Origin of the sequence: Sulfurospirillum sp., from assembly GCF_036802865.1 — a bacterium.
GTDB lineage: Bacteria > Campylobacterota > Campylobacteria > Campylobacterales > Sulfurospirillaceae > Sulfurospirillum.
Window position 1 is genome coordinate 654223 of sequence record NZ_DAIRVK010000001.1, and the last position, 18727, is coordinate 672949.

The 18727-nt window shown below is 38.2% G+C and carries 16 protein-coding genes; 14 read left to right on the plus strand and 2 right to left on the minus strand.

Annotated features, from left to right (window positions below):
* The first annotated feature begins 92 nt into the window (after positions 1 to 92).
* The 11 genes from pheS (at position 93) to V7Q04_RS03375 (ending at position 14951) form a co-directional block, all read left to right on the plus strand.
* Positions 93 to 1085, plus strand: coding sequence for a phenylalanine--tRNA ligase subunit alpha (gene pheS, locus V7Q04_RS03325; RefSeq protein ID WP_333803483.1), 993 nt, complete (start codon positions 93 to 95; stop codon positions 1083 to 1085).
* Complete coding sequence (gene pheT / locus V7Q04_RS03330) at positions 1082 to 3421, plus strand: phenylalanine--tRNA ligase subunit beta (protein WP_333803484.1); 2340 nt, start codon at positions 1082 to 1084, stop codon at positions 3419 to 3421. Before pheS ends, pheT begins: the two co-directional genes overlap by 4 nt.
* Positions 3418 to 4701: a 3-phosphoshikimate 1-carboxyvinyltransferase gene (aroA, locus tag V7Q04_RS03335; RefSeq protein ID WP_333803485.1), complete on the plus strand. Its 1284-nt coding sequence runs from the start codon at positions 3418 to 3420 to the stop codon at positions 4699 to 4701. Before pheT ends, aroA begins: the two co-directional genes overlap by 4 nt.
* On the plus strand, positions 4698 to 5531 hold the full coding sequence (locus V7Q04_RS03340; protein WP_333803486.1) for a 4-hydroxy-3-methylbut-2-enyl diphosphate reductase: 834 nt from the start codon (positions 4698 to 4700) through the stop codon (positions 5529 to 5531). Before aroA ends, V7Q04_RS03340 begins: the two co-directional genes overlap by 4 nt.
* A 64-nt stretch (positions 5532 to 5595) precedes the next feature.
* On the plus strand, positions 5596 to 7272 hold the full coding sequence (locus V7Q04_RS03345; RefSeq protein ID WP_333803487.1) for a 30S ribosomal protein S1: 1677 nt from the start codon (positions 5596 to 5598) through the stop codon (positions 7270 to 7272).
* A gap of 3 nt (positions 7273 to 7275) precedes the next feature.
* The gene (locus V7Q04_RS03350; RefSeq protein WP_333803488.1) at positions 7276 to 7758 is read left to right on the plus strand and encodes a hypothetical protein; all 483 of its coding nucleotides are present in this window, start codon (positions 7276 to 7278) and stop codon (positions 7756 to 7758) included.
* Positions 7755 to 9341: a phosphoglycerate dehydrogenase gene (gene serA / locus V7Q04_RS03355; RefSeq protein WP_333803489.1), complete on the plus strand. Its 1587-nt coding sequence runs from the start codon at positions 7755 to 7757 to the stop codon at positions 9339 to 9341. Before V7Q04_RS03350 ends, serA begins: the two co-directional genes overlap by 4 nt.
* 234 nt (positions 9342 to 9575) lie before the next feature.
* The gene (locus V7Q04_RS03360; protein WP_333803490.1) at positions 9576 to 10913 is read left to right on the plus strand and encodes a TolC family protein; all 1338 of its coding nucleotides are present in this window, start codon (positions 9576 to 9578) and stop codon (positions 10911 to 10913) included.
* Positions 10910 to 11716 (plus strand): efflux RND transporter periplasmic adaptor subunit, encoded by an 807-nt coding sequence (locus V7Q04_RS03365; protein ID WP_333803491.1) that lies wholly within the window; start codon positions 10910 to 10912, stop codon positions 11714 to 11716. The genes V7Q04_RS03360 and V7Q04_RS03365 overlap by 4 nt, the downstream gene beginning before the upstream one ends.
* 3 nt (positions 11717 to 11719) lie before the next feature.
* A complete protein-coding gene (locus V7Q04_RS03370) occupies positions 11720 to 13309 on the plus strand; it encodes an efflux RND transporter permease subunit (protein ID WP_333803492.1) in 1590 nt (529 codons plus the stop codon).
* Positions 13296 to 14951 carry an efflux RND transporter permease subunit gene (locus tag V7Q04_RS03375; protein WP_333803493.1) on the plus strand — a complete coding sequence of 552 codons (1656 nt, stop codon included), beginning with the start codon at positions 13296 to 13298 and terminating at the stop codon, positions 14949 to 14951. The genes V7Q04_RS03370 and V7Q04_RS03375 overlap by 14 nt, the downstream gene beginning before the upstream one ends.
* Before the next feature lie 29 nt (positions 14952 to 14980).
* Here the strand turns inward: V7Q04_RS03375 and V7Q04_RS03380 are convergent, their stop codons facing one another.
* Complete coding sequence (locus V7Q04_RS03380; protein WP_333803494.1) at positions 14981 to 15148, minus strand: hypothetical protein; 168 nt, start codon at positions 15146 to 15148, stop codon at positions 14981 to 14983.
* Positions 15145 to 15393, minus strand: coding sequence for a DNA-binding protein (locus V7Q04_RS03385; protein ID WP_041956920.1), 249 nt, complete (start codon positions 15391 to 15393; stop codon positions 15145 to 15147). The genes V7Q04_RS03380 and V7Q04_RS03385 overlap by 4 nt, the downstream gene beginning before the upstream one ends.
* A 220-nt stretch (positions 15394 to 15613) precedes the next feature.
* On the opposite strand from V7Q04_RS03385, the gene efp reads away from it, so the two are divergent.
* The 3 genes from efp (at position 15614) to V7Q04_RS03400 (ending at position 18706) form a co-directional block, all read left to right on the plus strand.
* Positions 15614 to 16177 (plus strand): elongation factor P, encoded by a 564-nt coding sequence (gene efp / locus V7Q04_RS03390; RefSeq protein ID WP_333803495.1) that lies wholly within the window; start codon positions 15614 to 15616, stop codon positions 16175 to 16177.
* A gap of 109 nt (positions 16178 to 16286) precedes the next feature.
* Positions 16287 to 18143, plus strand: coding sequence for a methyl-accepting chemotaxis protein (locus V7Q04_RS03395; protein ID WP_333803496.1), 1857 nt, complete (start codon positions 16287 to 16289; stop codon positions 18141 to 18143).
* Positions 18144 to 18157: 14 nt separating this feature from the next.
* Complete coding sequence (locus tag V7Q04_RS03400; protein ID WP_333803497.1) at positions 18158 to 18706, plus strand: DJ-1 family glyoxalase III; 549 nt, start codon at positions 18158 to 18160, stop codon at positions 18704 to 18706.
* Positions 18707 to 18727 lie beyond the last annotated feature (21 nt).

Genomic DNA, 18727 nt, shown 5'->3' on the forward strand with positions numbered 1-18727 from the left:
GATTTTAACCTTTTATAATTAAAGTTTGACTAAAATGGGCTTCCTAATAGACTTAAGAGCATCATGAATGCTCATGAATGAAAGGTATACCTTTGAAAGATATGGAAAATGCGATAGCTGCGTGCACATCGCTTGTTGAATTAGAAAAGATGCGGGTCTCTCTTTTTGGTAAAAAAGGATATTTTGCGGCACAGTTTGAAGAGCTTAAAAAGCTTGATGGCGATGCTAAAAAAGAGTTTGCTCAAAATCTTAATGTCAACAAAGAAAATTTTTTAGAACGGCTCAATGAAAAAAAGAGTACGTTAGAAGCTGTGATGATTGAAGAACAGATGCGTAAAAGCAGTGTGGATGTAACACTCTTTAATCAAGAAAGTGGCTCTGGTGCGCTTCATCCTGTTATGGATACGATGGATAAAATTATTGAATATTTTGTAAGTATGAACTTTTCGATTGAAGAAGGCCCTCTTGTCGAAGATGACTTTCATAACTTTGAAGCATTGAACTTACCTAAATATCACCCTGCGCGTGATATGCAAGATACATTTTATTTTAAAGATTCGATGTTGCTTCGCACACACACGTCACCCGTCCAAATCAGGACGATGCTTAAACAAAAAGCACCTATTCGTATGATTTGTCCGGGTGCTGTCTTTAGACGTGATTTTGACATCACGCATACACCGATGTTTCACCAAGTGGAAGGTCTTGTTGTTGATAAAGCTGGGAAAGTCTCATTTGCAAATCTAAAATTTATTCTCGAAGACTTTTTAAAGTACATGTTTGGCGACGTTAAAGTACGTTTTCGTCCAAGCTTCTTTCCATTCACTGAACCGAGTGCAGAAGCTGATATTAGCTGTATTTTCTGTAAAGGTGAGGGTTGTCGCGTTTGTTCACATACAGGTTGGTTAGAAGTGCTTGGGTGTGGCGTTGTTGACCCTAATGTTTTTAAGGCTGTAGGCTACAAAGATGTCAGCGGATACGCATTTGGACTAGGCGTGGAGCGCTTTGCGATGCTTTTACACCAAATTCCTGACTTGCGTTCATTGTTTGAGGGTGATTTGAGATTATTGGAGCAATTTAGATGATAGTAACAAAACAGTGGTTAAATGAATGGATCGATCTTAGTGCGATTGATACGGATAAAATTTCTCTAGCACTGAATGCCATTGGTCTTGAAGTTGATGGACTCACAAAAATTAGAATCCCTCAAAATGTGGTTGTAGGAAAAGTCGTTTCATGCGAGAAACATCCTAATGCCGATAAACTCAATGTGTGCCAAGTTGATGTAGGTGAGAGTGTTCAACAGATTGTTTGTGGGGCTAAAAATGTTGCGGCAGGACAAATGATAGCCGTTGCATTGATCGGTGCAGAGCTTCCTGGTGGACTTAAAATTAAAAAAGCAAAACTTCGTGATGTAGAATCTTGTGGCATGATCTGCTCTTCTACGGAGCTTGGTCTTCCAAAAATCAATGACGGCATTATGATTTTAGATGAGAGTATTGGTGTACTAGTCCTTGGTAAACCTCTTTGTGAATATCCTTTGATAAATGATGATATTATTGAAATTGGATTGACTCCCAATCGTGGGGATTGCCAAAGTATTTACGGCGTAGCCAGAGATTTGAGTGTCTATTTTGATCTGGAAGTTAAAACACTCAACCAAAAAGAAGAAGAAGAAAACCAACCTGGTGTGGGTCGTGTTCTTCACCTGCACGGGAGTGAAGCACTTTCTGGCTCTTACATGTACAAAGTTTTTGATAACAAAGAGATTGATGTGCCTTTAATTATTCAGCTTCGCTTAGGGTTTGCAGAGATTGAAAACAACTGTTTACTGGGTAAATTGCTTGATTATTCAACGTTTGTTACAGGCGTATTACTGCGTGCTTACAATCAAACTTGTTTTGGACTCAAAGATGAAAAAGCAAAGATTACGATTGCAAAAGATGAAAATGGATTAGACGCTATTTTTGGTTTAGGTGGACAAAAAGTGGCTCTGACTGGTATTATGCAGATGGCTGAGTGTAAGGCATCAGGAATGGATGAACGCATTATTGTTGAAGCCAATTATACACATCCTGAAATTATTGCTTCACGCAGTGCCAATAAAAAATTAAACGCTGATAAACACCTCTACCGATCTTCCAGAGGCAGTGAGCCAAAACTTGCCTTTGGTTTGAACTATTTCTTTAAAATGCTTTTAAAACGTTCTAAAATTATGGCTTATGCTGATTCTCAACAAATCACACAAGATTTTGAAGCAAAAATTATCAATATTCACCAAAGTGAACTAACACAAATGATTGGTGAAGAGATCCCTAAAAATAAAATTATCAAGATTTTAAAACATTTAGGATTTGGTGTCAATTTCGCATTTGAGCAAGATGTCATCAATGTCAAAATCCCACAATTTAGATCGGATGTTGTCAATACCCAAGATATTTGTGAAGAGATCGTACGGATTGTTGGTATTGATAATATCACCTCAAAGCCTTTTATATTTGCGGAACAACTCAAAATAAATGAGCCGTATTTAAACTTTAAAAAAAGACAAATGTATCGCCATCGTGCAGTTTCTGTGGGCTTTTTTGAGACATTGCACTTTGTTTTTGATGACAGCGCCAATGCGAAAAAATTCCACTTGCCTCTTTTAGAAGAAGCATTAGACGTTGCAAATCCTATTACCAGTGAGCTCAACACGCTTAGAAGTTCCCTTTTACCAAATATCCTAGGTGCTGTTTCCAGTAACCTCAAATTTGGCAAAAAACGTGTAGCACTTTTTGAAGTTGGCAGTGTTTTTGATACGGGACGCAATGAGAGTAAAAAAATAGCATTTGTTTTTAGTGGCGAAAATGGTATTCCTGAAATTGCAAATCATGGTAAACCGACCGAGATTGACTTTTTTACTTTTGCAGGTAAAGTCCAGAGTATTTTGGGGAACTTTACACTTCTTCCCCTCAGTGATGTCAATGGTCTATGCAGCCCTTATGAGGCAGCCAAAGTGATCATTGATGGTGTAGAGGCTGGGTATATGGCACGTGTGAATGTGCAAGTCGAAAAAGAGCTTGATTTGGCACGTACCTATATTTGCGAGCTTGATTTTGAAGCATTGACATACAAGCGCAAAATTGCAAAAGAGTATTCAAAACTTCCATCATCCTCACGAGACCTGAGCTTACTTGTAGATGCAACGATGCAATACTCCGAATTAGAGAGTTTTATCACGTCTATTGCACCCAAAGCATTAGTGAAATTTGCTGTTATTGATCGCTATGCCCACGAAAGCCTTGGCGATAAAGTAAGCCTTACTCTAAAACTTCAATTTCAGTCTATGGAAAAAACATTTGAAGAAGAAGAGATTGCTTCGATGGTTGAATCACTTCTTTCAAAAATTCAAGAAAAATTTGGAATTACCATCCGATGAAAACTTTACATGTAAACCCCAAAGCCTCTTTTGAGTTTACAACCGATCAAATCGCCAGCGATAAATCAATTTCGCATCGCTGTGCGATTTTTTCACTTCTGAGTGACAAACCCTCTATTGTCAAAAATTACTTACCTGCTGAAGATACGCTCTGTACTTTGAGTATTGTTCAATCCCTTGGTGCTCATGTTGAAACAGCCGAAGATGGGACACTGACCATTACCCCGCCTCTAAGTGTTACAGAGCCTCCCCTTATTTTAGATTGTGGGAATTCTGGCACAGCAATACGCCTTTTGATGGGCTTTCTTTCCTCTTGCAAAGGATTTTTTGTTTTGCACGGAGATAAATATTTATGCTCTCGCCCAATGCGCCGCGTCGCAGACCCTCTGCGTAGTATTGGGGCACAAATTGATGGCAGAAGCAATGGTAACTATGCTCCCCTTGGAATTCGTGGCGAAACACTGAATGCTTTTAATTATGAGAGTAAAATTGCTTCGGCACAAGTCAAAAGTGCTCTTATCTTAGCGGCACTTCAAGCAGATGGCATTTCTACTTTTTCTGAGCCAGAACTCAGCCGTGACCACAGTGAGCGAATGCTTCGTGGCATGGGTGCTAAAGTGATTTCTGAAGGTCTACATGTAACGATTCATCCTCAATCTGCACCATTAAAGCCACTGCATATAACGGTTCCCAATGATCCTTCAAGTGGTTTTTTCTTTGCTGTTGCTGCTGCTATTAATATTGGAAGTAAAGTTACATTGCACAACATGCTCTTAAATCCTACACGTATTGAGGCCTATAAAGTATTAGAACGTATGGGGGCTGAGGTTCAGTTTATAGAAAAAGAAAATCTTTATGAAAGTGTTGGTGATATTGTCATCACTGGCAAAGCATTGCATGGCGTAGAAGTCAGTGAAAATATTTCGTGGTTGATTGATGAACTGCCTGCACTTTCGATTGCATTTGCTTGTGCCAACGGTAAAAGTCTTGTGAAAAATGCACAGGAACTTCGTGTCAAAGAGAGTGATCGCATCTCAAGTGTGGTAAAAAATCTTCATTTATGTGGCATTACTGTTGATGAATTCGATGATGGTTATGAAGTGAGCGGTGGAGTGCTCAAAAGTGCTACAATCAATAGCTTTGGAGATCATCGTATCGCTATGAGTTTTGCTATTGCAGGAACACGAGTGCCTATGAAAATTGAGGATATTGAGTGTATCAATACTTCATTTCCTAATTTCATAACGTTACTCTCTGAGATAGGGACTATTCAGCAATGAAAATTAAACTTGCAACAAGTTATGGTTTTTGCTTTGGCGTGAAGCGCGCCATAAAAATCGCTGAAAATACAAAAAATGCTTCAACAATTGGACCGCTTATTCACAACAATGAAGAGATCAATCGTTTACGAGAGAATTTTAATGTTAAAACACTGCATGACATTAAAGAAGCAGAAGGCGTGGGTAAAGCGATTATCAGGACACATGGTATCCCTAAAAAAGATCTTGAAACACTCATAAAAAGCGATGTTCAAGTCATTAATGCGACCTGCCCTTATGTAACAAAACCTCAAGAAATTTGTGAAAAAATGAGTATGGAAGGGTATGAAATTGTCATCTTTGGCGATGCTGACCATCCTGAAGTGAAGGGTGTTGAAAGCTATGCCATTCATGGTGCTCATGTGGTTCAAAGTGTAGAAGAATTGAGCAAAGTTCAATTTAAAGGCAATAAAATTGCTGTTGTTTCACAAACCACACGAAAAATCAGTGAATTTCTAGAAATTACCAATTATTTAGAGACACGTTACAAAGAAGTGCGTGTTTTTAATACCATTTGCAATGCGACGTTTGAAAACCAAGATGCGGCGCGTGAACTTGCCAAAGAAGCGGATATTGTCATTGTTATTGGAGGTAAAAACTCCTCTAATACCAAGCAATTACATAGCATTTGCAAAGAGTATTGTGAGGACAGTTTTTTAGTTGAGAGCGAGAAAGATTTAGATCCGAGCTGGTTTAGTGAAAAAACGCTTTGTGGCGTGACTGCAGGCGCTTCGACGCCAGATTGGATTATCGAAAAAATAGTTGGAAAAATCAGCGAAATTAAAGTATAATAGGCAACTTTTACATGTTTACATGTAGCTAAATGTGTCAAAAATCAATCAAAAAGGGTATAAAATGGTAAATGAGGCGAACAAAGCTGTTCATACTGACGCCGTAGACGAACATGAGGAGATGGATTTTGCGGCTATGCTGGAAGAGTCTTTCAAAGATTCTGAGAGAGATGCACTCATCAACGGTGTTGTTGTAGCAATCAAAGAAGATGTTATCTTAGTTGATGTGGGCAAGAAGTCTGAGGGACGCTTGAATGCATCTGAGGTTACAGATGAAAATGGCAACATAACATGCAAAGTGGGAGATGTAATCCCTGTGGTTATCACAGGATTCAGAAACGAAAGACCAGCGGTTTCGCACAAAAAGGCCCTTCGTAAAGGTCATATTAAATCATTTATCGCTGAATATAAAGAAGAAGACGATGTGGTTCTTGATGTTAAAATCACTGGAAAAAACAAAGGTGGATTTATCGCTGAAAACAAAGAAGGTATTGAATTTTTCCTTCCACGTTCACAAGCTGCTGTTAAAGATATGAACGCACTTATGGGTAAATCACTTAAAGTTAAAATTATCAAAATTGACAATGACACAGAATCAATCATCATTTCTCGTAAAAAATTCTTGGATGATGAGCGTAAAAAACGCAAAGAAATTGTTCAAGAGTTGATTGATCGTGACGAAGTTGTAGAGGGAACCATCAAAAAAATCACAACGTATGGTATGTTTGTTGATGTTGGCGGAATTGATGGTCTTGTTCACTACAGCGAAATTAGCTACAAAGGACCAGTAAATCCTGGTACTCTTTACAAAGAAGGTGAAGTTATTCCTGTGAAAGCAATCAAATATGACAAAGATAAACGTCATCTTTCACTTTCAGTAAAAGCTGCTATGCCAGATCCATGGGATGAGATCAAAGACGAATTAGAAACAGGTGATTCAATTCAAGTTACAATCAGCAATATTGAGCCATACGGTGCGTTTGTTGATCTTGGTAATGACATCGAAGGTTTCCTTCACATCTCTGAAATTTCATGGGATAAAAACATCAAACACCCACGCGATTACATCGAAGAGGGACAAGTGGTTGATGTTGAAGTTATCGAAATTGATGCTAAAGAGAGACGTTTACGTGTGTCTTTGAAAAATGTTCTTCCAAAACCATTTGATGATTTCATGAAAAAATTCAAAGTGGGTGATGTTGTTAAAGGCGAAATCACTACCATTACAAACTTTGGTGCTTTTGTCAAAATCGGTGGAATTGAAGGTCTTTTACACAATGAGGATGCTTCTTGGGATCGTAACAACAAATGCAAAGAGCTTTTCGCTGTAGGTGACGAGGTTGAAGTTAAAATTGTAAAAATTGATGAAGAGACTGAAAAAGTATCTCTCAGCAAAAAAGAGCTTGAAGATAGCCCAATTCAAAAATACGCGAAATCACATGAAAATGGTGATATCGTTCATGGTAAAATCAGAGATATTAAAGACTTTGGTATCTTTGTTGAACTTGAAGACAATGTTGATGCATTGATTCGTAAAGAAGATTTGGGTCAAGTGAATGAAGAAGATCTTAAAATTGGTGATGAGATCGAAGCGGCAATCACATTTATTGATGACAAAAAAAATCGTATCCGTCTCTCTGTTAGACGTCTTTCAAAACTGAAAGAGAGAGAAGCACTTAAAGAGATCAATAAAGAAGAGAAAATGACGCTCGGAGATATTTTAAAAGATCAATTGAAATAAGCGATGCAAAAAAAAGTACTTGGCGCACTCTTTTTACTCCTCTTTGTAGGTGTAGGATTTTTTCTTTCGAAACTCCTACACCAAGAGGTGGATGTAACTGCAGATGTGTCCAAGTACGACTCCCCTAAAAAGCAAGAAATCAAACAAGAAACATCGGAAAAAGTTTGGATCAAAGAGATGGCTCATCAAGACGCAAGGGAGTTTATATTTCCTGTCAATGAGCTTTTTATGCAGATTGATGCCTATGGACAGAAGAGTGGACAAAAGTTAAAGTCGTTTCGCTTGGTGATTGATCGAGCGGATCGCTACTCACTCTTTTGTATCATACAGACACTCACTTCTTTGCACCTGCCATATATGGTGATTAAGGAAGATAAAATTCCTATTATCTATATAGAAGAGAAAAGTGAAAAGCAACTCGAAAATGTTGTTTTAGAGCTTGAAAAATACGATATTAAATCAAAAATTGTCGAGGTTTGGTTATGAAACAGAAGAAAATCATTGTATGCGATGCTATTCACGAAAAAGGTTTTGAAATCTTACGTGCAGAGAAAGATATTGAAGTTATTGATGCTGTACGTTTACCTAAAGATGAGTTATTGAAAATCATTGGTGATAGTGATGTTGCTATTACACGTAGTTCAACCGATGTTGATGAAAAATTTCTCAATGCTGCAACGAATTTAAAAGCGATTGTAAGAGCGGGTGTGGGTGTTGACAACGTGGATCAAGATGGTTGTAGTAGACGCGGTATCATCGCGATGAATGTTCCAACAGCCAATACGATTGCTGCTGTTGAGCTTACCATGTCACATCTTTTAGGATGTGCAAGAAGTTTTGTGAATGCCAACAATCATCTCAAAATTGAGCGTGTGTGGAATAGAGAGAAGTGGTATGGTATTGAATTGTGCGAGAAGCGTTTAGGCGTTATCGGTTTTGGTAATATTGGTAGTCGTGTAGCGATTCGTGCTAAAGCATTTGGTATGGAAGTCATCGCCTATGATCCTTATATTTCTGCTTCAAAAGTAACTGACCTCGGTATGACCTATACTGAAAATTTTAACGATATTTTGGCATGTGATTTTATTACCATTCATACACCTAAAAATAAAGAAACGATCAATATGATCTCTCATGAAGAGATCGCAAAGATGAAAGATGGTGTTCGTCTTATCAACTGTGCGCGTGGTGGTTTATACAATGAAGAGGCTCTCTTTGAGGGCATCAAAAGTGGGAAGATTGCATTTGCGGGTATTGATGTTTTCTCAAAAGAGCCTGCTACGAGTCATCCACTGTTAGACCTTGAGCATATCTGTGTTACACCTCACCTTGGTGCAAATACTTTAGAATCTCAAGAAAAAATTGCTATTCAAGCTGCTGAAAATGCTATTAGTGCGGCGCGTGGTATCAGTTATCCAAATGCTCTTAATTTGCCAATTAAAGCAGAAGATATTCCTCCATTTGTTGAGCCATATTTGGAACTTGTTCAAAAAATGGGCTTTTTGGCTGCACAACTTAATCGTTCAGCGATTAAGTCTATCAAACTTGAGCTTGAAGGTGAAATTGGCTCTTACGCAAAATCACTTTTAACATTTGGTATTGTAGGGTCACTTAAAGAGGCAAATGAAAATAAAATTAACTATGTTAATGCTGAGTTTGTCGCGAAAGAAAAAGGCATTGACAGTAAATTTGAAGTAGCTGTAAGCACAAGTGGTTATAAAAATCAAGTGACGCTGGTATTAACAACCGAGAAAGATGTTGTGAGTATTAGTGGTACGGTCTTTGGTGAAGATGAGCAACGCATTGTTGGTATCAATGGCTTTAAATTTGACTTTAAACCTAAAGGCAAAATGATTATCTTTAAAAACCATGACGTTCCAGGTGTTATTGCCAATATCGCTTCTATTTTGGCGAAAGAGGGCATTAATATTGCAGACTTTAGATTGGGTCGTGGTGCGCACCAATTTGCAATGGCGGTTATCTTGGTCGATACAGATATTGATAAAAAAATCATTGCAGAACTCAACAAGCTTGAGTCATGTGTATGGGTCGAGTACGCTGTTTTATAATTTTTTATAGTGTACTATTCAGGAGTGGATTTTTAAAGTCCACTCTTTTTTGTTTAAATATAATTAACTTCTTTTTCATAAACTCCCTATTTTATAGCTTTCACTAGTCAATTTAAAAGTAAAATTTAATTACCTTTTTCTAAAGTTATGCACTTAATCTTTTTAGATAAATAAATAAATATTATAAGTTTGATAATATTGTTATAATTTATGAAATTAGGATAGGAGTTTTGCATGAAAATCTTGCTTTTTCTCGTATTATCTCTTGCTCTTTGTGCTACAGAAGGCGCGTTAAGTTTAGACGATGCCATTAAAAAAGTGAAAGAACAGAACAGTGAAATTGCGATTGCAAAATTTGATGAGCAAATCAAATCCTTAGAACATCAAGCCGCGGTTGGTCAAAACTATGGAAGTATTGATCTTTCTCAAACAGCACTTCGTAGCAATGATGCTCAGTCAATTTTTGGCTATAAACTACAATCTCGCGAAGCCACGTTTGCTGATTTTGGCTTTAAACAGTTTAATGGCAGTAATTATATGCTTGCCCCAGAAGATCTCAATAATCCTAAAGATAGAAATCATTTTCAAACCAAAGTTGAGTATACCCTTCCTCTTTATACGGGCGGTAAATTAGAGCAGTATGGCAAAATCACCAAAGCCTTAGAAGCTATGAGTACCTTAGATAGAGAAGCGTTGAGTTTGCAAAAAATTTATGAGCTTAAAAAAAGTTTTTTTGCTATTTCTCTTTTGGATGCGTACCTTTACAATCTGCATATCATTGCTACAAATACTGCAAAACTAGAAGCAACTACCGAAGCGATGATGAAAGAGGGGTATGTCAAAAAGGTTGATCTTTTGGAAGTACAGAGCAAACAATCCGATATAAATCGGCTTATTAATCAGGCTGAAGCGAACAGAGCACTTCTATACCATTTTGTTTCTTTCCTTGTCGATGAGCCAGTATTTGCGATTAAAGGAAGTGATGAAGAAGCACAAATGCTTGTATCATCAGACCAGAGAGTTTTGAGCGATAACCTTGATATTAAAAAAGCGGAGCAAGGTGTAGAAATTTCTAAGATGAATGTTGCTTTAGCGCAAAGTTCCTTTTTGCCACAAGTTGGGGCTTTTGCCAATTACGGAAGCAGTGATGATAAGTTTATGAATGATTTTTCTAAAAATGACGCTTACACTGTAGGAGTTCAAGTCAAATGGAACCTTTTTAACGGAGGAAGTGATAAAAATAATTTAGAAAAAGCACGCGTTGAAAATCTTAAAGCCTCACAGCAGTTAGAACTTGCAAAGAAAAATATTGCGTTGTCTCTCAAACAGATCCAAACGCAGATTCAAAATTATGAGTACGAGATTAAAAATCTTAAAAAAGAGGTTGAGTTAGCCCATCTTATCTATGAAAATTATGCAGGCAGATACGAGCAAAAACTTGTCTCCATCAATGATGTTATGATCAAACAATCTGAAGAACTAACGAAAGTGCTAAAGCTTAGAGAAGCGCAAAATGCACGCAATGAAAAAATCTTTGAATTACAAAAATTGGCCAGTAAGGAAATGCTGTGAAATCATTATATGCAAAACTTTTACTTCTTTGTTTAGGCACTTCTATAACCCTTAATGCAACAAGCTTAACCCTCAGTGGTAGTGTCATTTCCGATAATCAAAAAACGATTTCTAGTCGCTATATGGGGTTTGTTCAAGCGGTGTATGTGAATGAGGGTGATGTGGTCAAAAAGGGTGATCTGCTCTATAGTATTGATTCCAAAGAGGTTGATACGGCAGCCACACAAAGTGATCTTGCCATTTCACAAGCGGAGCTTTCATTTTCGATGTATGAAAATCAGTACCGAAATGCAGCACTGAATTTAGAGCGCTATCAACGTTTACTTGCTAAAGATATGGTTTCTAAATATGAAGTGGAAAATCTAGAACTCTCTACTGCCAATTTGAAGGCTATGGTTGAAATAGCTGGGAAGCAGATTAGGGCTGCGAAGCAAAAGCGCCAAGAGGTTCAAAACCAATACCAATACCTTAAGATAAAAGCGCCTAATGAGAGCGTTGTGATTGAAAAGCATATCAAAGTAGGTGAGTTAGCACTCTCGGGAGTGCCCACACTTGTGCTGGCTGATTTAAGCTCATTGAAAATCAGTACAGAGATTGCTGAGAGTTATCTAAAAAGTGTTAAGGTTGGTGATAATGCACGCATTGAAGTGCCTTCTATTGGTTGTATCAGTGAAGGCAAAGTGGAGGCAATTATTCCTAGTTCCAACCCTATGGCACATACGTTTAAACTAAAACTTGCGTTTACCTGTAAAGATGTCAAAGCGTATCCAGGCATGTACGCTGTTGTGGGGTTAGGTGAGTAAACGATGAAATACAAAGAAAAATATTTAGCAGGTTATTTAGCGCGCCTCTTTTTACGCAATCCGTTAACGATGATTTTAGGTGGAACGCTGATTATGCTGGGTGTCGTAGCCCTTTTGTTGATGCCTCGCGAAGAAGATCCTCAAATCTCTATCAGTGGCGGTGTTGTTATTGTTTCAATGCCAGGGGCAAGTGCAGCAGAAGTTGAGCAAATGATTGTGCGTCCGCTTGAGAGGCGTATTAAAGAAATCAAAGGTGTAGAACACATCTATGGGGTTGCAAGCGATAATGTCGGCATTGTTAATGTCATGTATTATATCGGTGAAAATCGTGAAGCTTCGAATTTAAAGCTCTACGACAAAGTCATGCAAAATATGGATCAACTGCCTGAGGGGGCAACAACCCCATTGGTTCGTCCTTTTGACATTGACATTGATATACCGATTCTCTCAATCGCTTTTTATTCAAAAACACCGCAAAATGTTGATAACGTAACGCTTTATAAACGTGTGGATGCGTTTCGAAATTCTCTTGGAAATGTGCACAATGTTGCAAAGACAGAGATCAAAGGTGAACACAAAGAGCAGTTTAACATTGAAATTGATTTGATGAAACTCTCCGGCTATAACCTTTCGCTGGATCAGATTGTAGGGGCATTAAAATCACTGAGCGCTTCTTCACCTGAGGTTAAAAACAGAACCCAAGAGGGAAAGCTGGTTATCTTTGGTGTCAAAAATGCGCTTGAGCGTATTGAAGATATTCAAAATCTTATTGTGGCAAATTTTGGAGGCTCAGTCGTATATCTAGGGGACATCGCCGCCATTCATCTGGGCGATGACATTCAAAATAAAAAGAGTGCGCAGATTAGCTATAAACAAGGCGAGACCTTTACGGCATTACAAGATCAGGTAACACTGAGTATCTCAAAGCTTAAAGGATCCAATGCGGTTGTCATTGCCAATGATGTGCTCCAAAGGCTTGAAGCATCCAAAGAGGTCTTGGAAAAAGAGGGTATTGGGACTATTGTGACACGAAATTATGGCGAACGTGCGAATGGTGCGGTTAATGAGTTGGTGTTTCACCTGCTTATCTCTATCGTCATTATAGCGCTGTTACTCATTTTTATCCTAGGATGGAGAGAAGGCTTGATTGTGACATTAACCGTACCTGCGATCTTAGCGATTACGATTTTTATCGCTTACATGAGCGATCAGACGATCAATCGCATTACACTTTTTGCTTTTTTACTGAGCCTTGGACTTTTGGTGGATGATGTTATCGTCGTTATTGAAAACATTCACCGTCATTTGCACTCCAAAGAGGCAGAAGATAAAGAGATGGATGAACTGCTTATTGAAGCGACCGACGAGATAGGAGCACCCACCAATTTAGCAACCATTGCCATCATTTTAACGATGGTTCCCATGGCATTTGTAGGGCAGATGATGGGTGAGTTTATGAAGCCCATACCGCTGAATGTTCCTGTGGCAATGATGGCATCTCTTTTAATTGCTTATATTTTTACACCTTTTTTAGCGCGTAAACTTTTAAAAAAGCCAACCCATACAAGAGGAGAGCATGATGCAAAAATTTGAACAGTTTGTTCACGCTCTTTTACTCGAAGAGCGCAAAAAGAAACTGGTACTTCTTCTTACTTTGGTAGCATTTGTACTGGCTGTGTTAATGTTTCCGACTAAAATCGTTTTAGCAAAGATGTTGCCAAGTAAAAGTACCAATACGTTCTCAATCTATGTGGATTTGCCCAATGGAAGCTCCTACCAAGAGACCAACCACGTCAATGCCTGTATTATGGGCATTTTACAAAAAGAGAAAGAAATCCAAAATATCGAAGTGTTTAATGGTATGGGATCACCGCTTGATTATGCAGGTTTGGCGAAAGGCTCAGGGCTGAAGAGTGGCGAGCATGTCAGCGAAATAGTGGTGAATTTAAGTGGCATTCACGAACGAGATGAACGCTCTTTTGCTATGGTGCATCGTTTACGCCCAATGATTGTTCACAATTGTGAGAGACTCATTCCTCAAACGTCTATTAAGATGGTCGAACAGCCCGCAGGTCCTCCGACGATGGCAGCGCTTGTTGTTGAACTGTATGGTGAAAATACGATGCACCTAGGTACTTTGGCAGAACGTATCAAGCAGATTTTGATGAAGACTAAAGACCTCGTGGATGTGGATATTATGAGTGATGAGATTTACGAAAAATATGCGCTCATTTTAGATAAAGAGAAAGTAAGTCGCTCTCATCTTAGCATTGAAAAAATTAATGACCTCTTGTACCTCGGTTTTGAAGGTATGCATGTAGCGCATAAGAACAGTGACAGTTCGCCATCGCAAATTCCTCTTTATGTGGTACTCAGTTCACCTTCTAAGTCTCTTCCTTATGCCTCGAAAGAGGAACTGAGCGCAAAACTAAGTACACTGAAACTTTTCAATGCTCAGGGCATGATGGTACCGCTCTCGGAGGTGGTACGTGTTGAAAAAGTCGCTTCAAGTCCAACCATTACGTCAAAGAACGTACGGAAAATGGTTAGCATTGTTGCTGAAGCAGATTTGGTTTCACAAGTTTATCCTCTTTTGGAAGCACGAAAAAGCATTAAAGAGGCACTTGAAAATGAGTTTGAGATCACAAGAAGTCATCTTTTTGATTTGAAACTCAAAGATAAAAAGAGTGGTGAAGTTTTTGAACTTGTTTGGGATGGTGAGATGAAAGTGACGATGGATACCTTTCGTGACTTAGGCGGTGCTTTTATTGCCGCACTCATTTTAATTTTTTTACTTATGGTGGTTTACTATAAAAGCTTTACACTCTCAGGTATTGTACTCGTGGGGAGCTTCCTCTCAATCATTGGGGTTATCATGGGGCATTGGGTTATGGACATTTTCTCTTCTACGACCTTTTTTCTTACCGCGACTTCGCTTATCGGGTTTATTTCATTGATGGGGATTAGTTCGCGTAATTCTCTGTTATTGATTGATTTTACGCAGACATTGATTAAGCAGGGTGTCGAAAAAAAAGTGGCGATTGCAAGGGCCAGTGCAACACGGGCAAAACCGATTGTCCTTACGGCTGCTGCAATTATCTTAGCGAGTACGCTTTTAGCAACAGATCCAATATTTGGGGGATTAGGGGTAGCACTTATTTTTGGGACAATTGCTGCGGTGATTGCCTCTTTGGTAGTGGTTCCTGTTCTTATGGATAATACAAATGCAATTTAAAGACGTTTACATGTAGAAGATAGGGCAACTTATCGTTTTACATGTAAAAGTTTTCGACGCGTTGAGACCAACAGGCGCATCATACGGTACACAAAAAGACGCTTGTTCATAATGCTTATTTTACGGCAATTTTTATCTTTCAAACACTCAAATACCTCTTCTAACGCTAACTTCTCACTTACGGATAGATTTGTCATACCGTTCCTTTTTGCCCGTCATTTATCTTACGTACCAGTCTTACAATATCTTCATCTCTTAACATTCCAAGCATATTAAAAACCACGGGAATCCCCATAGGTGCGCTACTACCGAGCCTCCACTCCTGATAGGTACGCATCGAAATACCAAAGTTTTCTGCCATTTTTTTTTGAGAAATTTTTTTACCCATATTCTCAGCTTCAATAGCATTGTGCAAAAGATTGATGATATCGCTTGTTTTCATCGTACGATAATACATAAAAACGTATTAAATATAAATTAAATTGTATAAAATATACTAATTAATTTATATTTTAAACTTTATAATAGATATTATATCTTTTTTATTGTTAATTATATTCTTTATATTGATTTAAATATACAATATATTGTATAAAAATATGCCATTTTGTTGTCTTTGTTTTTTTCGCTATAATGGTGAAAACTAATATTTAGGAGAATTTATGGCCTCTATTTCAATGGGCGACTTAAAAAAAGGGTTAAAGATCGAATTTAACGGTATCCCTTATAAAATCACAGAGTATCAACATGTTAAACCTGGTAAAGGTGCGGCATTTGTACGTTGTAAAATTAAATCTTTTATCGATGGAAGAGTGATCGAAAAAACATTCCACGCAGGAGATAAATGTGAAACTCCACATCTTGAAGATAAAGTTATGCAGTTTTTGTATGATGATGGCGAATTTTTGCAATTTATGGACAGCGTAACATACGAGCAAATTGCTTTAACACACGACCAAGTAGGTGAAGCAGCGGATTGGATTATTGATGGTATGAATGTCGATATGTTGTACCACAATGGACAACCTATCAGCGTTGAAGCACCTCAATTTGTTCAACTTAAAATCGTAGAAACACCACCAAACTTCAAAGGCGACACTCAAGGTGGCAAAAAACCTGCAACGCTAGAAAGTGGTGCTGTTGTTCAAGTTCCTTTCCACGTAGTAGAGGGCGATCTTATTAAAGTTGACACCGTTCGTGGTGAATATTTAGAAAAAGTAAAATAATCTTACTTGAAAACACCATAACGCGATAAACTTGCGTTATGGTCTCCTCCTCTTTCCTCCTTTAGTGCTATAATAACCTCATAATTCGATTATTTAGGAGGTTGCAACGATGTTTACCAATCTCACCATTAAAGCACGTAATATTATTTTGGCATGCGTTGTCATTCTAGGACTCACGGCTATTCATACGACTGCAAAAATTTTTAACGACAAAGAAAAAAAACTTTTGAATATTAGGATGGATATTACCTCTTTAAAAGAAGAGATATTGACGTTGCGAAAAAATGAAAAAGATTTTTTGATGCGCAATGATCTTAAATACGAAAAAGCACTTTTAGAATCTGCTACTAAACTCTCAGAACGACTTCAATTAATCTCTAAAACAGCAGAGACTCAAAAAATAAAAACATCGGAGTTAGTCCGTTTAGAAGAAGTTCTTCACGCGTATGTTACTGTTTTTAATGAAGTTGTCGCCCAAAAAAAGAGAATAGGACTTACGCCTGAAGAGGGACTTGAAGGAGCGATGCGTCAAGCAATTCATGAAGCAGAAAATGGATTTAAAGAGCTCAAAGATTATAAAATGCAAACATTCATGCTGACCCTTCGTCGTAATGAAAAAGATTTTATGTTACGTCTTGCTCCAAAGTATGCACAAGAACATCGTGCCAACTATGAAAAAACAGTGGCATATGTTCAAAACCATGAAGAACTGGCTTTTTCAGTGAAACTTTTAGAGAAATACAACCAGAGTTTTGTGGAGTTTGTTAAGGCGTATGAAGTGTTGGGTTTAGATGAAAAAAGTGGACTCAATGGTAAACTGCGTGATACTGTGCATCAAACGGAAGCGTTGGTTTCCAAATCAATTCAATTATTGGATCAAGAAATTACATCAACGATTGAGACAACAAAAGTGATTTATGTTGCGGTTGGAAGCGTGGTTGTGGGCGTAGTATTATCTCTAATCGTGCTCATTATTCGCAGTGTTTTAATCCCTCTACGTGCTTTAACCCAAGCTATTGTCACCAATGAACGAGATCTGACACTCCGTTACAGTACGCCTTATAATGATGAACTTAAAGAGATTGCAGATGCCCTTAATGCCTTTATGGAACGTTTGAGACAGATTGTGTTAGGCGCCATACATGCAAGCGATGAAAATGCTGCTGTCTCACATGAACTCTCTATGACATCCAATAACATTGGTAAGCGAGCCGAAGAAGAGAGCCGAATTGTGGAGCGTACAACGCAAACGGGTAATCAAGCGCGCGATACGATTGATAGTTCCGTCGCAAACTCTCAAAAAGCACAAACAGAAATTACTCAGACAAATGAATCATTGATGCAAACAAATCAAATTTTTGGTCTTTTAATCAATAGGATTGAACAAACAGGTGTTGTTGAAAGTGAGCTGCAGCAAAAAATGGTGACGCTTTCTCAAGATGCCGAAAAAGTCAAAGATATTCTCCGTGTCATTAGTGATATTGCTGATCAGACCAATTTACTTGCACTCAATGCTGCCATTGAAGCAGCGCGGGCAGGGGAACATGGACGAGGGTTCGCGGTTGTCGCAGATGAGGTACGAAAATTGGCTGAACGAACTCAAAAAAGTTTAGTGGAGATACATAGTACGGTAAGCGTTATTGTTCAATCTATTGCAAATTCAGCTGATCAGATGGCAAAAAATACAACGCTTTTTGAAGGACTGATTGTCCAATCGACTGAAGTTTCTCATAAAATTGAGACTTCCGTGGGGCTAATGGGTAATGCCATTGGAGTGGTATCCCTTGCGACACATACGTCTGAAGAAACAGGACGTGAAATTAAAAAAATTGTTGATGAAATTAATGAGATTAATCATATTACCTCCAGCAATGCTCGTGATATCGAAGAGATAGCTGGGGCGGCAGAGCATCTCCACAGTGTCACGCAAAAACTGAACGACCAATTGCACTATTTTAAAGTTTAAAAGAAGGAAAAATAATGGTAAAAAAAGTAATTGTCCCTTTAGCTGAGGGATTTGAAGAGATTGAAGCATTAACGATTGTTGATATTTTAAGACGTGCCAATGTGGATGTTACTATGGCCGCTTTAGCGTCTTTACCTGTAAAAGGAGCGCATGGCATTGTTGTGATGGCCGATGCACTTTTGAAAGATTTAGAGGAGAATGACTTTGATATGATCGCCCTTCCTGGCGGTCTTCCTGGCGCTACCAATTTAGCAGCTGATGAGAATGTTCAAGCACTTTTAAAAGCGTTTGATGTGAAAGGTAAAGCCATTGGGGCGATTTGTGCTGCTCCTTATGCGCTTAAAACAGCAGGTGTGCTCAAAAACAGCTATACCTGTTATCCAGGATTTCAGTCTAAAATTGGTCTTGAAGGGTATAACGTAAAGGATAAAGTAGTTATAGATGGCAATATAACGACCTCTCAAGGTCCAAGTACCGCAATGTTGTTTGCATTATCTTTAGTCGAACAGTTGTGTTCAAAAAGTGTTGCTGACGCATTAGCAAAAGATTTGTTGTTACTATAATAAGGCCATAAAATAGGAGGT